Source organism: Fusibacter sp. 3D3 (assembly GCF_001748365.1).
Taxonomy (GTDB): Bacteria; Bacillota; Clostridia; order Peptostreptococcales; family Acidaminobacteraceae; genus Fusibacter_A.
Window position 1 is genome coordinate 25,091 of record NZ_BDHH01000018.1, and the last position, 13,394, is coordinate 38,484.

General features: G+C 35.3%; 16 protein-coding genes and 1 pseudogene. 7 read left to right on the forward strand and 10 right to left on the reverse strand.

The genetic code is table 11. The annotated features are described in order from the left end of the window. The first annotated feature begins 44 nt into the window (after positions 1 to 44). From F3D3_RS17850 to citF, 3 genes are read left to right on the forward strand one after another with little or no spacing between them, the layout of a single operon-like run. A complete protein-coding gene (locus tag F3D3_RS17850; protein WP_069875819.1) occupies positions 45 to 296 on the forward strand; it encodes a citrate lyase acyl carrier protein in 252 nt (83 codons plus the stop codon). Next, positions 293 to 1,165 (forward strand): CoA ester lyase, encoded by an 873-nt coding sequence (locus tag F3D3_RS17855; protein ID WP_069875820.1) that lies wholly within the window; start codon positions 293 to 295, stop codon positions 1,163 to 1,165. The genes F3D3_RS17850 and F3D3_RS17855 overlap by 4 nt, the downstream gene beginning before the upstream one ends. Beyond that, positions 1,155 to 2,561 carry a citrate lyase subunit alpha gene (gene citF / locus F3D3_RS17860; protein WP_069875821.1) on the forward strand — a complete coding sequence of 469 codons (1,407 nt, stop codon included), beginning with the start codon at positions 1,155 to 1,157 and terminating at the stop codon, positions 2,559 to 2,561. The genes F3D3_RS17855 and citF overlap by 11 nt, the downstream gene beginning before the upstream one ends. Before the next feature lie 39 nt (positions 2,562 to 2,600). Here the strand turns inward: citF and F3D3_RS17865 are convergent, their stop codons facing one another. Beyond that, a complete protein-coding gene (locus tag F3D3_RS17865; protein WP_374700088.1) occupies positions 2,601 to 2,831 on the reverse strand; it encodes a transposase domain-containing protein in 231 nt (76 codons plus the stop codon). 74 nt (positions 2,832 to 2,905) lie between these two features. On the opposite strand from F3D3_RS17865, the pseudogene F3D3_RS24750 reads away from it, so the two are divergent. Both F3D3_RS24750 and F3D3_RS17870 read left to right on the forward strand, forming a co-directional pair. Further along, a pseudogene (locus F3D3_RS24750) lies at positions 2,906 to 3,157 on the forward strand (IS66 family transposase); the annotation flags it as partial. A gap of 1,028 nt (positions 3,158 to 4,185) precedes the next feature. Further along, positions 4,186 to 4,872 carry a type II toxin-antitoxin system PemK/MazF family toxin gene (locus tag F3D3_RS17870; RefSeq protein ID WP_069875823.1) on the forward strand — a complete coding sequence of 229 codons (687 nt, stop codon included), beginning with the start codon at positions 4,186 to 4,188 and terminating at the stop codon, positions 4,870 to 4,872. Between the two features lie 322 nt (positions 4,873 to 5,194). Here F3D3_RS17870 and F3D3_RS24940 read toward each other — a convergent pair whose 3' ends face one another. The 8 genes from F3D3_RS24940 to F3D3_RS17900 form a co-directional block, all read right to left on the reverse strand. After that, complete coding sequence (locus F3D3_RS24940; protein WP_255364406.1) at positions 5,195 to 5,326, reverse strand: hypothetical protein; 132 nt, start codon at positions 5,324 to 5,326, stop codon at positions 5,195 to 5,197. A 268-nt stretch (positions 5,327 to 5,594) separates the two neighbouring features. After that, on the reverse strand, positions 5,595 to 6,545 hold the full coding sequence (locus F3D3_RS17875; protein ID WP_069875824.1) for a nucleotidyl transferase AbiEii/AbiGii toxin family protein: 951 nt from the start codon (positions 6,543 to 6,545) through the stop codon (positions 5,595 to 5,597). Next, positions 6,520 to 7,290, reverse strand: coding sequence for a DUF6088 family protein (locus tag F3D3_RS17880; RefSeq protein ID WP_069875825.1), 771 nt, complete (start codon positions 7,288 to 7,290; stop codon positions 6,520 to 6,522). Before F3D3_RS17880 ends, F3D3_RS17875 begins: the two co-directional genes overlap by 26 nt. Positions 7,291 to 7,545: 255 nt before the next feature. Beyond that, positions 7,546 to 7,680: a helicase C-terminal domain-containing protein gene (locus F3D3_RS24945; protein ID WP_084389147.1), complete on the reverse strand. Its 135-nt coding sequence runs from the start codon at positions 7,678 to 7,680 to the stop codon at positions 7,546 to 7,548. A gap of 42 nt (positions 7,681 to 7,722) precedes the next feature. Continuing rightward, complete coding sequence (locus F3D3_RS17885; RefSeq protein ID WP_069875826.1) at positions 7,723 to 8,244, reverse strand: DNA/RNA helicase domain-containing protein; 522 nt, start codon at positions 8,242 to 8,244, stop codon at positions 7,723 to 7,725. Next, entirely contained in the window at positions 8,241 to 8,870 is a 630-nt protein-coding gene (locus tag F3D3_RS17890; protein WP_069875827.1) for a hypothetical protein, read from the reverse strand. Before F3D3_RS17890 ends, F3D3_RS17885 begins: the two co-directional genes overlap by 4 nt. Before the next feature lie 44 nt (positions 8,871 to 8,914). Next, positions 8,915 to 9,433 (reverse strand): ParB N-terminal domain-containing protein, encoded by a 519-nt coding sequence (locus F3D3_RS17895; protein ID WP_242877168.1) that lies wholly within the window; start codon positions 9,431 to 9,433, stop codon positions 8,915 to 8,917. Further along, a complete protein-coding gene (locus tag F3D3_RS17900) occupies positions 9,420 to 10,208 on the reverse strand; it encodes a ParA family protein (RefSeq protein ID WP_069875828.1) in 789 nt (262 codons plus the stop codon). The genes F3D3_RS17895 and F3D3_RS17900 overlap by 14 nt, the downstream gene beginning before the upstream one ends. 178 nt (positions 10,209 to 10,386) lie before the next feature. Here F3D3_RS17900 and F3D3_RS17905 point away from each other — a divergent pair, with 178 nt between their 5' ends. Together F3D3_RS17905 and F3D3_RS17910 are read left to right on the forward strand one after the other, a co-directional pair. Continuing rightward, the gene (locus F3D3_RS17905) at positions 10,387 to 10,602 is read left to right on the forward strand and encodes a helix-turn-helix transcriptional regulator (protein ID WP_069875829.1); all 216 of its coding nucleotides are present in this window, start codon (positions 10,387 to 10,389) and stop codon (positions 10,600 to 10,602) included. A gap of 36 nt (positions 10,603 to 10,638) precedes the next feature. Then, complete coding sequence (locus F3D3_RS17910) at positions 10,639 to 11,754, forward strand: sigma factor-like helix-turn-helix DNA-binding protein (RefSeq protein WP_069875830.1); 1,116 nt, start codon at positions 10,639 to 10,641, stop codon at positions 11,752 to 11,754. On the opposite strand, the gene F3D3_RS17915 is transcribed toward F3D3_RS17910, so the two are convergent. Then, positions 11,715 to 13,328 (reverse strand): IS1634 family transposase, encoded by a 1,614-nt coding sequence (locus tag F3D3_RS17915; protein ID WP_069875831.1) that lies wholly within the window; start codon positions 13,326 to 13,328, stop codon positions 11,715 to 11,717. The genes F3D3_RS17910 and F3D3_RS17915 overlap by 40 nt on opposite strands. Positions 13,329 to 13,394 lie beyond the last annotated feature (66 nt).

The following is a 13,394-nucleotide window of genomic DNA, read 5'->3' on the forward strand; positions in this document are numbered from 1 at the left end:
CTACACTTTTATTAAATTACAAATGCATAATAAAGGGGACCATTATGGAAAAAAATTGTGCCACAGGAGATTGTATCATCCAATTTAAACTTAAAGATTTGGGAGGCATCAAACTAAAAATCATGAGTTCATCATATGCGCTTTTTAAAGATACCATCACGCAAACTGTTGAATCTTTCTGTGAAATATCAAGGATTGAACATGCTGAAATCGAACTAATTGACGGCGGTTGCTTAGATTTTGTGATCCGCGCAAGACTAAAGACTGCTTTGCGCAGAGAAAGGAATTCATTATGAGACGTAGTATGTTATTTTGCCCTGCCAACAATCCTAAGCTATACTCGACGGCACCACTTCTAAAACCAGATTGCATCATATTCGATTTAGAAGATTCAGTTGCTATAGAAGAAAAAGACAGTGCTCGAGATTTGTTAGTTGAAGCTGTAAAATTCTATAATTACCCTGCAAATGAGGCTGTACCTGAAATTTTTGTGCGTATCAATGCACTTCATACGCCATATGCTTCACTCGATGTTGAAGCAGTTGTATCCTCTGGTCTAAGCAAAATTAGACTCCCCATGTGCGAGTCAGAAGAATCTATATTAGCTCTGGATAACCTGATTAGTGAATTAGAAGACAAATACAAAATCCCAAGTGGTTCAATAAAAATTCAAGCTGCTATTGAAACCCCAAAAGGTGTCTTAAACGCTGAATCCATTGCCAAAGCCTCTGAAAGGGTTATTTCACTCTCTTTTGGTGCTGAGGATTACACCAATTGTCTTGGCATACACCGTCTCTCTGAGATGCCAATTTTGGATTATGCCAGAGCTCACATTGCCTTAGTCTGTCAAGCCTACGGATTAGATGCAATAGATACCGTCTGGTCAGATATTGCGGATACTGAAGGTTTCATCAAAGAGTCTAATAAAGTCCTTAATATGGGGTTTTCCGGTAAATCATGTGTGCATCCCTCTCAATTAGAGCCACTCCATAAGGTCTTCACACCTTCATCACATGAAATAGAAAAAGCTCTTCATCTCATTGAACAATTTAATCGAAACAATGAAGACCATTCTGGGGTGGCTTTAATTGACGGTAAAATGGTGGATAAACCCATCATTGAGCGCCATAAAAATATTAAAAAGGAGTTAACACATGAAAACTAAAGACAAGGTTTATCCATCAATAGAGTCCCTTCTTAATGCATTGCCCTTAGTAGATGGGTTAACGCTATCTTTTCACCATCATCTGCGATCTGGGGAAGGGATTATTTTGCCTATTCTAGCTCAATTCAAACAACGTGGTATAAAAAAACTAACCTTAGATGTCTCCTCATTAACATCTGCACACGAAGGCTTAATACCCTATATCATAGATGAAACGGTAACAGAAATTCATACAAGTGGTATGAGGGGACGATTGGCTGAAGCCATCTCAAAAAATGGTATCCTCCAAAAGCCAGTAATCTTTCGAACTCATGGAGGTCGTGCACGTGCAATAGAAAGTGGTCAGGTAAAAATAGACATTGCATTTATTGCTGCTTCATGCTGTGATGAATATGGTAATATGAATGGACAAGTCGGCCCATCTGCATTTGGATCAATGGGATACCCTATAGTTGATGCCAAGCATGCTCGTATAGTTGTTGCAGTCACAGACAATCTTGTTAATTATCCTGCTTATCCGATCAGCATACCTCAAACACTAGTAGATTACGTTACACTTGTACCATCAATTGGAGATGTTATAAAAATGGATACCCGAATTTCAAAAAATCCAATTGAACATTTAATCGCTAAAAAAACTACTGAAGTTTTGATTGCTTCAGGATATGTAAAAGATGGTTTTTCATTTCAAGCTGGAAGCGGAGGTATTTCATTATCTGTCATAAGTTATCTTAAATCATTTTTAATTGAAAACAACATAAGAGGTTCATTTGCTTCAGGTGGCATAACGAAGTATATGGTTGAAATGCTTGAAGCAGGTGCTTTCAATGCTCTACTTGACACACAAACCTTCGATATGGTCGCCGCTAAATCTATGATCAAGAATGCTAACCACATTGAAATGTCAGCATCCATGTATGCCAATCCGAATAATAAAGGTTGTGTTTCAGAAAAATTAGACATTATGATTTTGTCAGCAACTGAAATTGATGTCAATTTCAATGTAAATGTACTGACCTCCTCACTTGGCATTATTATGGGGGCTCAAGGCGGTCACCCAGATACTGCTGAAGATGCAAGGCTCAAAATTGTCGTGACAACACTTATGAGAAAAAGAATTCCAATCGTCATAGATAAGGTGACAACTATCGTTACTAAAGGTGAATTTATTGATATCCTTGTCACCGAATATGGTATTGCTATCCATCCGAAGAGACAGGACCTTATTTCGAAATTAAATATGGCTGGAATACCACATGTACCGATTGAAACACTTAAAACACTTGCCGATCAGCTATCTGGACCAAGAACAAAGATAACCTTTGGAGATCAAGTAGTTGGAATTGTTGAAGACCGTCATGGTAACACGATAGATTCAATTTACAATGTTATCTAGTAAACGGTAAACCATAAGTACCTTTACAAAAAAACTGCCTTATTGGGGCAGCTCTGTTTCATTCGTTTTTTTACACTCAAGTGGTAACTCATCGCTCCAAGGTAGAAGCCCATCTAAAAAGGATAGATTTTTATCATCCATGTGTTTTGGGATTTCTTCCAATAAATACTTGAAGTATGCGTAAGGCTTTAAATTGTTAGCTTTGGCTGTTTCAGCTATGCTGTAGATAACCGCACTTGCTTTGGCTCCATCAATGGTATCTATGAGCACCCAGTTTTTCTTGCCAATACAGAATCCTCTTATTGCTGATTCGTGGTTTTATCTTCATATTAGGATAAAACCACGAATCAGCAATCAGACCATTCACGATTGGAAGAAAAGGTTGGCTCTTTTGTGACACACCAGCTGGAGCTGAGTCAAGCGCAATCGTCTATAGCATCGTTGAAATGGCAAAAGCACATGGACTAAATATCTATAAATACCTAAATTTCTTATTATCACAAAGACCTTCAATCTCGATGAATGACAGTGAACTTGAACTCTTATCACCTTGGAATGAAGTTGTTAAAGCGAGTTATAGTATCGAAGTGAAGTAAACGTCTCCACCAAATCCAACTTCTGTTGGATTTAATTTTACATACGCCCGATTATTTAGCGCTTACCATTTTTTTCATTATGAGCACCTCACAACTTGATTATAAGTTATATTGGTTCGATTTATTATGCATATTGAACCTATATATCTTTCATTTTTTATTTACTTTCGTGCTTATATCGCGCTTCTTATAAGCGAAAAAGTAAACACTGTTTAGTTATTATTAATACCCGTTCTAATAAAAAAAGTCATAGAACATCAACATGATAAAACAGTTGATGTCTATGAGTCAAATCATCTTGTGTCCTATCTGAATCCATTTTTTATGATAATAGAAACAACACAGAATAATATGCACCACTAGATGTAATAAATAAACACTTCAAAACATCTAAAATAATTTCTGACTCACTCCCACTCGATTGAGGGGCCTTGACTCTAACTCGTTTTTGATACTTTTTCAATGTTTCTAGTGTGCTTTTTATCTCTATTATCGCTTGTTTTATTCCCTATTTTGCGGCTGGAAGTCAAAAGGCAGTCAGGAATCAAAAGATGTATCTAGCTCTAAACCTACATCACTTAACCGGCTTAAGACCTCGTATTACAAAATAAAGATTTCAACAATAAAATACTGTCAAAATCTTTTCTCAAATCAGACTGCTTTTTTTCGAGCTTATGGCTCTTTCAGATACCTGTACAGTCGCAGATTAAGTACCTATCCTAGGCCTTTCTGATATTACCTAGTGTCAAACGGCGATAGCATGAAAATTTTAAAAACCTTCATGTCTATAATCTTAGTATACTGGGGTTATTTAAAATTATCAAGTGTGATTAAAGCTCTTTGAATTGTAAATCACCGTTTAGAAGGTATTCAAATCCCACTGTTAAAACCATCCACTTATATGGCAGGATCTCTCCCTCGACATTCATATTATAAACTCATATTAACAAAATGTAAATATAAGTAGAAAACAGCCGTTTAAAATGTTAAACTGTTCCTATTACGATTTACATGCAGGAGGTTAGCTTTTGAAAAATTTTCATACGAAAGCGGAGTTAGCTGAAAATCTATCGTCAACACTTGAAGACTTAAAAGATACAATCTTGAACAAACTCACTTTTAAACAAGCAAAACTATTAACATTTTGGCTAAATGATTGGAATAAAAAATATCTTATTTACGAATCATCCTTTGACCCCAAAACGTTAATTAAATATTCTAAAGGCAATATAGTAAAACTTCATTTTGGATACAACATTGGTTCTGAACAAGGCGGGTTACATTATGCAGTCGTCTTAGATAAGGCCAATTCAAAATCTTCTAAAACATTAACGGTTGTTCCTTTAAGATCACTTAAGGAATCAGAAGCAATTGATGACATCGATGAGCGTTTTGAGCTCTTTCTAGGCGAAGCATTATTTATTGATAAATTAGAATACGTTGAAATGAAAATAGCAGAAATTGAAGAAAGTATCCGATTAATAACACCAGAAGATCCCGAATACACAAAACTTATAAACTTGAGAGATAAATTTAATAAAGAGTCCACAAACTTAAGAAAAGGATCTGTGGCAATCTTCTCTCAGATTAGAACAGTAAGTAAACAACGTATTTCAGAACCAATAAAATCATATCATTCTTTAGCCAAATACAAACTTGATGAAAAAACTATTAACGCACTAGATGAATGTATAAAAAAAAGTTACCTTTTATAACCAAAAAAAGTTACCTTTTATAACCAGAAAAAAAAAGTTACCTTTTATAACCCGATTGACAACCAGCACTATCTGTGTTAACATATTTTAGTGCGTTGACACAATGCAAACAAAAGAGTATACTTAAAGTAAGTTAAAACAATGTCGCTTTTGCGACCGTCCATATGGACATCAAAAATACAATAGTTTAGAAGGACACAGCAATGTGTCCTTCTACTTTTTTTGGATAGGATGATACACTAAAAAAAGGACCAAATCAAAGAACATCAACACGATGCATCTTCAATTTGGCCCTTTTCTTAAAGTACATTTCTAAATTTCTTCATTCTTTGAGCTCCACGCTCTCCTTCATCACCACTGCATACATTTCTTGAAACATAATCTGATTCTTCTTAATAAGCTCCACAACTTCCTCCGCATGATCTAACTGCAGTGCATTTTGAAGTTCTCTCATGATATTCCTTATTTCCAGAGCAAGCTTATCTGAGAAACCTCTTCCACCGTGTAATATATCTTTTTAACTTCGCTCATATAAATCTCTCCTTATCAAGTATCAAACCCAATCATTGAATTTTTATCTGTCTAAGAAATAGCGCTATTGATTAATTCATACTAACGCTCAGATAAAATCCAATCAACGTTTCGTTTATTTTTTTTTGAATAAAAAAACCTCCTAAAACCAAATGGTCAAGAAGGTATATAAAAATCTATTCAATATATTTCTAAGCATTGCACCTAACGAGTGCTTTCTGAATCTCTAGCATTACTTTTTTAACACCGTCAAAATCCGGCAGGTCACCATAAACAAACTCTGCACCAAACCGCTCTCTGTAAGCAATTTCGATTCTTGAGTCATTTAAAATAGAAAACAGTGGAGCTGTTTGCCATAGGTGCTCTATAGGATACATGTCTTTAAATCTTGATTCTGCTTCAGCCTCTTTTACAATAGCCACCATCTCAGATAAAGCATAATTATCTTCATAGAACTCGATAACTAAATGATAAGTCATATATAGATCATACAAATGTCTCGTTTTCGTCTGTATTTCTTTCAAATCCACCTCATAAGACATCCGTATTAATGATGCTAATTTTTCAACAACTGTTCTTTCAATCGTTAGAACATTAAGTTCAAACTTTCCAAGTTCAAATTCATCAATTACATCTTGCATATTATTCTGATTCAAATACAGCTCGATAAATGTACCTACTTCTCTTTTTTCAAAAGGATGTGGATGCATAAAACTCGTAAGTTCAAACCTAATATTGGGGTGAAGTTCCCTCAGATCCCCGGCAAACATAGATTTGTACGTGAACTGAGTATATCGATAGTCTCCCGATTTTCTTTCATTCTCAAATTCACTAGGACTAAGTTCAAAACTCATAATTTCTTCAACATTCTGTATGGTTTTTTTGATTTGTGATCCAGACATGCCATTTGCAAGGAGCGCAATATCAATATCCTCAGAAAATCTATGCAAATCTTCATAACATTTGGTAAGTGAAGTGCCTCCTTTAAAAACAACTTTTTCTATATACTCTGATTTTGATAAATGATACAGAGCATGAGTAATCCAGTAGTCTTTTTCGACAATTGTTGGATCTAATCCTAGATATTCTGAAACGATACGGATTAGGTCCGAAAAATCATCCGTGTTTTTGTGTAGTAGCATAACCGTTCCCCCAAGTTCTATTGCCTTCAAAGACTTCAGGGTTAATATCAATAATCGTCTTCTTACCCTTCTGAACATCTTCTTTCAAGTATTTTAACAGCGCTCTAAAATACTCGTCATCAATATTAGTCTTTTCTACAATTAACCCGAATAGAACTTTTACTTTCTTACTATATTTTTTTACTTCTTCCAAAGTTGCAATGCGATCATACACTTCAAGTTTTTCTTTATAAATTGCAATCAGTCTTTTAGCTACATTTTCTTTATCATTGTCTTGAATAAGATCAATCTGGTCGATGATATCTAAGAATTGGAGCGCTCTAATATTTTTTTCTTTTATATCACCTTTAGCTTTAATGACCAGAACATTCAGGTCACTATCTATCTTCTTTTGTCTAACATTCTGGGCAATCCACACTCTATTCGGCATTTGTGTAGTCATTCCCCATTCATTCCAAATTTGCGGTCCCGTTACATAACCGAGAACTGCATCGCCTCGCTTTAAGTACTTCTTTTCAATGAGTTTTCTCTTATCTAAACCGATTGTGCCAAATCTTGATTTTTTCGGTTTATAATAAATGCCCTTTGCATAGTTCTCGATGATGCCTTCTCCAGCTAATCTGTTTAAAGCAACATATACCGTATCCTTATCGTTATCCAAGCCTTTTACAATCTCTTCTATAAGAATGGGCTCCGTTTCTTGATAATGTTCTATACGTTCTTTTACGACATGAGTAATGTTCATATACTCACCACCTTTCACATTTTTATTTCTTTTCAACTCTAAACGGTTTATTTATACGCATTCTTAACCGATACCATTTTTACATTTATTATTACATTCATTATAACGCTAACTCATGAATTATGCAAGAAATCCTTAGAATCAATGTCTAAAGTACGACTTATCTTTTTTCACAAGTAGAAACTTCCTTATGTCTTCAACACTTGATGCCATATCGCACTCAGGCAGAGCTGCAACAACTGATTTGTGATATTTTCAAGTTGGTGCTGCCCTCGAATCCAATATAGAAATAACACCTGAATCTGTTTCACTTCTAATCAATCGTCCCACCCCTTGCCTCAGCTTAATCAGCATTTTGGGTATGAGTACCTCGTCCAAATACACAATCATGTCCGGGTACAATGTCTTTTCATTAACCTGTATATTTTCTAATCAACAAATATGATCTAATGATATGAATGTTTTTAAAGCATCCAGCATCTTCTTTAAATCAATGACATATTGCCTTTCTTTGTAGGTCATCAAGGGTATCAGCTCTTGAAGGGTTAAGAGCTGCTTTTTTAGTAATAAAACGATTCTATGTGTAATTTCTGCAGGGAACCTTTCCGTTTCTTCCGTTAACTGATCGGCGGGGATACGATCAACTAATTCGTCGAAAATTATTTGGTTTAATGCCAGTACTTCATTGCGTCGATTCTTTAATATCTTCTGGCTCTTCTTTTTAACTTCTACTGTAATTATCCGCTTCATCAAATGATGAAGATCATTTTCATGTACGGTTGAACCATACATTTGCTCAGCTGCATCTTTAAGTTTATGCGCCTCATCTATTATAACTATCTTGTGATCTGGAAGTAGTGGCTGTCTGTCATCTTTTCTTTTAAGCAAATCAGCTAAATAATAATTGTGATTACAGATTTGAAAATCAAATACCGCTTTTCTTGCTTGCTTCATAAATAGCTGATAGCATTCACTTCCCCAAGATCGATGACGCCATTTGAAAGAAGTCTTTTTAAAGCCGTATACTCTGTAATTCTTTTCTTTGATGGGTCAAGGGTATTCACATAATCCCTTAACCGATTTTCGCGAACATAGTTTTCTTTATCTTTTCTGAGTACATAGGTGATAGGCGCCTTTAAAATGCCACTTGCCAAGAGCTGAGCAGATATTTCAGGAATATCTTCCTGAGTAATAGCTCTCTGTAATTCTATGCTTGATGTCGTAAACACAATTGGCATTCGATTATGCAGGGCATTCTTTTTCAAAAAAAAGTTAAATACGATTGCTGCCACCAAATACGCATGTGTTTTCCCTAAACCAACAGGAATATCACTGAGTAGAATCTTATGTTCAAGCATATTGCGATATATATGTTTCGACAAACTCTCCTGTTCTTCTCTGACAACAAACCCACTTTTAGAAAATACTTCTTTAAAGATTACATCAATCATTTCATCGCCGTTGGAAGCTCTTTTCGAATTGAAGAAAGACAAGCCCTTTATCTTCGACACGATTAGGGGATAATCCTTATCCAATATTGCACTGCGTCTAAAAAACAAATACTTCTGATCACCAGTCACAAATTTAGCTACACGATAAGTAAAGTTCTTCCCAGTAAAACACTCTAGTAAAATGCAATCAAATCTGGCACTTTTGACAACCTTTCGATTTCACTTAAAAGATCCGTTCTTACACCCTGGCTCTTCATCGCATGATGCCTTGTAGCAATAACCGTAGCCCTCTCGGAATGTTCTAAATCCGTGAATGACCTTTGCATTAAATTGGTTTCAGTGACAATCAAAATGGCTTCTTCTTCTGTTAAACCCTCTTTAATCACAACAGGTACATCTGTAAGTCCAGCAATCTTGGCTGCATTAACCCTGTTATGACCACTTAAAATTTCATAATGATCTTCTATTTTCCTAACGACGATTGGAACGATAACACCGTAGTTCTTGATGCTCTCTACCATGTCATTTAGACGATTCCCTTCATAAAGCTTAAAAGGATGGTTTTTAAATGGCGCTAAAGTATCTAATTTCAGCGCCGTGATTCCCACTGTTTTCTTTTGATCAATGTCATCGTCATCATCACCAAAGATAGAAGCAAATGTTTCGACTTTTTTCATTTTAGTTTTGTCCATTTTCAATCAACTCCTTTGTTAACGTCTGATAAGCGATTGCTGCTTTATTGGTTGGCATATAATCCACGATACTTTTGCTTTGAAGATTGGCTTCTCCCACTTTGACTGACTTAGGGATTTTAATATCAAAGACTTTAATATGCTCTCCATAAACCTCCAACACCATATCAATCATGTTTTTAGATAGATTAGTCCTTTCATCAAACATCGTAAGTAAAATGCCTTCAAATGTGATTTTAGGATTGATCCTTCGTTTTAGCTTCATGATGGTTTGTAACAGTAGCTCAAGCCTCTTAACAGAAAGGTATTCGGGGGTTGCAGGGATAAGCACACTATCACAAGCTGCTAAAACATTTAGCGTCATCAAACCTAATGAGGGTGCAGAATCCAAGATGATAAAATCATAATCCCCACGAATCTCTTCAATGATGGTTCTTAGAACATATTCTCTGCTCATGGTGCTGACTAAACTTATTTCAATGGCAGAAAGTTCAATGCTACTTGGAATGATATCTACGCCATCACTTTCAATGATGTAGCTTTCTTTTGGAGGAAGATCCTTTTCATTCATAACATCCATCATTAGGTGATACAGCGTCGTTTCAAGCTTATCTGGTTTTTCGATACCAAAACAATCTGTAAGCGATGCCTGGTTATCACAATCTATTGCCAAAACCCTGAAACCTTCTTTTGCTAATATAGTTGCGATGTTCCTACACGTAGTACTTTTTGAAACCCCACCTTTTTGTGAGGCAACTGCGATTACTTTACTCATAATATTTTTGCTCCTTTTCAATATTCATTTTATAGTTTTATAATACACTTTTAAATTAACCAACGCTAGATTTCGTCAATTTTATTTAATAAAACGCGAACGGGAAATAAGGACAAACCAAACTCGTTGCAATTATTCACTAATCGGTGTATTATTTAACTAAGGTAGGTGATTATTAATGAAACTGACAATGGGTGAAAAGATAAGAATTATCCTTAAAAGAAAGAACATCACGATTCTTGAGCTCAGTAATCGTCTAGGAACAACGAATCAGAACATGGCAAATAAGCTGAAAAGAGATAACTTCTCAACTAAGGAATTAGATGAAATCGCAAAAGCTCTGGATTGTGAATTTGAAGGGTATTTTGTGGATAAAGATGGGGATAAGATTTAGTTTTTTACATCAAGAAAGATCACTGGGGGTGTGACAATGAGTAATTTTGTCGATTTATTTAAGAGTTTTCTATACGGGTACTTTGAGGAAAAAAATGATGCAAGAGAGAAAAATATCATAGAAAAGCGATTTGGCCTAACAACAACTAAAATATACACCCTTGATGAACTTGGAATTCTTCACAAGGGAATTTCGCGCGAAAGAATAAGACAAATTGAAGATAAAGCCATAAAAAATCTTCGTACTTTGATTGACGAAAAAAGAATTAAGAAAATCAACTTCTCATGTGATAGTTTATTGTCTTCTGAATTTAAGCGCTTTTATAATATCATTTTCGAAAATGAAGTTATTTTAATGCACGACTTTATAACATTTACAAACTGCAAAGTTGATGATATTAGGTATTTGAATCTCATTTTAAAAGTTATGGATGTTAACATTATTCCTTCACCAAACCATAGTTGTAATGTAATAATTTCACCAATTTTAAATAAAACTATATTAGAGAAAGAAATCCAAAGCACTTATAAAATACTTAGAAAACATGTGGCTTACATTTCTATTGATGATTTACTTATCGAAACCAAAAAAAAGCGAAGAACTTTTGATCAGAATTATATTTTATTAGCCCTTAAATGCATTAAACTAGAGACTTTAACAATTGACGGTACATCATTAGTAGGTGTTTACTTGGATCAGTCCTTTTCAGCTGGAGATATAGGGTATAGAATCCTCGCTAAGTATAGGCATCCTATGTCAATTTCAGATATTTATATTGAATTTAACAAGCTAATACATCATAACAAACTAAACATTTCCAAATCGATCAGAAATCTTACTAATCAAATGGCTCAACACGATAAAATCATTAACATTGGTGCAAAACAATGGGCGCTTAAAGAGTGGAATCACGATAAAAAGTTTATAAAAGAAACTATTAAAGAAGCCTTTCACAGTAAAGGGGTAGCATTAACAAAAGAAGATGTTATTTCATTTGTAGGACAGACCATGCCTCATATAAAAAGTCAAACAATAGTTTCGTACCTAAGTTATGACGACTTTCTAAAGATAAAAGGAAACTCTTTTATCTTAAAGCCTGGATTCTCGGCCTCTCATGACGAGGCCGGAATCGATACATTTAGCGCTTCGTAAATCACCTCTTGCTTTGTAAGAATTTCTCCTACTCTTAACGAACGACCAGGTGACTCAAAGCATTCAATCACATCAAGTTTATCTAGTAGTTGCGACATTGTGTATTGATCATAAAGTTTTGCTTCTTTCATCTTCCGATGGAGATGAGAAACCAATATAAGCGCTATAAACTCTGCAAATATTTTTCCCTCAAGGCTTCGTTCAGAAGATACAAGTAATCTTCGCAAATTGAGGCGCTCTCTAAGATTACCAAAGCCTTTTTCGACGACATCCTTCATTCTATAAAAATGTAACGCTGTAAAGGCATCCATCTTTTCATTAGCGATCAGTGAAAAATAACCTAGATAACGTCTGGCTTTGTGTATGGCTTCTTCTTTGTAGGTAACAGTTATTCCACGCTTAGGTGTTTTTTTTACTTCAAAGAAAACAGCATACGCTTTTTCATGAGCATCAACACGTTTTCCTTCTTTAAGCTCTTTATACAAACCGGCGATACGTTTATCAAACGCAGTTTCCTCATCAGCACCTTTATCGATATTATAGTAATAGTGAATATACATCCTACGTTTGTCTTTGATGGTATCACCTTTGTATGGACGCTCCTGAGTATAATCCCAGTCAGCTGTTACTGTATATCCATAGGTATTTGTTGATGCGTCAAAGTTCATGGGCATACGGATATCATCATACACTTCATCAAGATTTTTCTTGATAAAAGCTAGCGAAAGTTTAACTCCAATTAAAAACTTAATATGTTCTCGATATAAACCATTGATGTTCTGCTCTGAGTAAAAGCCTCGATCCATGACGAACTTCGTCTTGCCAAATCCAAGAATATCAAGATCTTCGAGCAGATTTTTGACCGTTTTTGAATCAGGTATATTGCCTGCAAGTTTGCGGTAGTAGAATGGCAAGCCTGATTTTTCTCCAAATACAAGAAGAAGGTTCAACTGTGGCAGTTTATTATCTTCCTTATTCTTGCCATACTGAACCTGAGTAAGTGTTTCAGAATAGCTCGAGATACTTGTACTATCATATGCCCAGTATTCATCCTCAATACGACGTTTTGCCTGTAGTCGGAAGAACTTAGTTATCTTCTCATCAGATATTTCAGAAAACAGTTCACTGCTCCTTGGAGAAGCAATATCTGCTCCATGAGGATGTTTGTGCGTATGATTCCATTTTTCAAAGCGGTAAAGTGGTGTATTATCCTCAAGTACAAGGTAAAAAGCAATTGATAACAGTTGATTATAAATATCTGGAAAACAGGTGCGTAAATCCGCGGTAAGTCCTAATTCTTCAGAAAAAGCTTCAAGCAAATAGGTTGCACCATAATACATATGTCTTGATTCGATTGCAACAACAGGACCACGTTTAGTTATAACCTTTGGTTCAATTGGCTTATCTTTTCTACACCGTCCATCTGTTGGATTAATCTCGCCTGTCGTCGTGTCGACACGGCCAATAAGTTTGCGTTTGCATCGGGACTGCTGTTTTTCCTTATCCCAGTGGTAAGTAGCTTCGTATGCATATGTAATACCTGATCGTTTATCGTACTGTTTTACTATTGCCATTAAAAATCACCTCGTCATGTATTATTTGCTTTAATTATAACACATGGCGATATAAAACTCAAGTTA

Excerpts from the sequence above, each read along its gene's own strand:
- F3D3_RS17850 (WP_069875819.1), top strand. The coding sequence starts at position 45 with ATGGAAAAAAATTGTGCCACAGGAGATTGTATCATCCAATTTAAACTT.
- F3D3_RS17855 (WP_069875820.1), top strand. The coding sequence starts at position 293 with ATGAGACGTAGTATGTTATTTTGCCCTGCCAACAATCCTAAGCTATAC.
- citF (WP_069875821.1), top strand. The coding sequence starts at position 1,155 with ATGAAAACTAAAGACAAGGTTTATCCATCAATAGAGTCCCTTCTTAAT.
- F3D3_RS24940 (WP_255364406.1), bottom strand. The coding sequence starts at position 5,326 with ATGAGAGAACTTCAAAATGCACTGCAGTTAGATCATGCGGAGGAAGTT.
- F3D3_RS17875 (WP_069875824.1), bottom strand. The coding sequence starts at position 6,545 with ATGCTACTACACAAAAACACGGATGATTTTTCGGACCTAATCCGTATC.
- F3D3_RS17880 (WP_069875825.1), bottom strand. The coding sequence starts at position 7,290 with ATGAACATTACTCATGTCGTAAAAGAACGTATAGAACATTATCAAGAA.
- F3D3_RS24945 (WP_084389147.1), bottom strand. The coding sequence starts at position 7,680 with ATGATTGTGTATTTGGACGAGGTACTCATACCCAAAATGCTGATTAAG.
- F3D3_RS17885 (WP_069875826.1), bottom strand. The coding sequence starts at position 8,244 with ATGAAGCAAGCAAGAAAAGCGGTATTTGATTTTCAAATCTGTAATCAC.
- F3D3_RS17895 (WP_242877168.1), bottom strand. The coding sequence starts at position 9,433 with ATGGACAAAACTAAAATGAAAAAAGTCGAAACATTTGCTTCTATCTTT.
- F3D3_RS17900 (WP_069875828.1), bottom strand. The coding sequence starts at position 10,208 with ATGAGTAAAGTAATCGCAGTTGCCTCACAAAAAGGTGGGGTTTCAAAA.
- F3D3_RS17905 (WP_069875829.1), top strand. The coding sequence starts at position 10,387 with ATGAAACTGACAATGGGTGAAAAGATAAGAATTATCCTTAAAAGAAAG.
- F3D3_RS17910 (WP_069875830.1), top strand. The coding sequence starts at position 10,639 with ATGAGTAATTTTGTCGATTTATTTAAGAGTTTTCTATACGGGTACTTT.
- F3D3_RS17915 (WP_069875831.1), bottom strand. The coding sequence starts at position 13,328 with ATGGCAATAGTAAAACAGTACGATAAACGATCAGGTATTACATATGCA.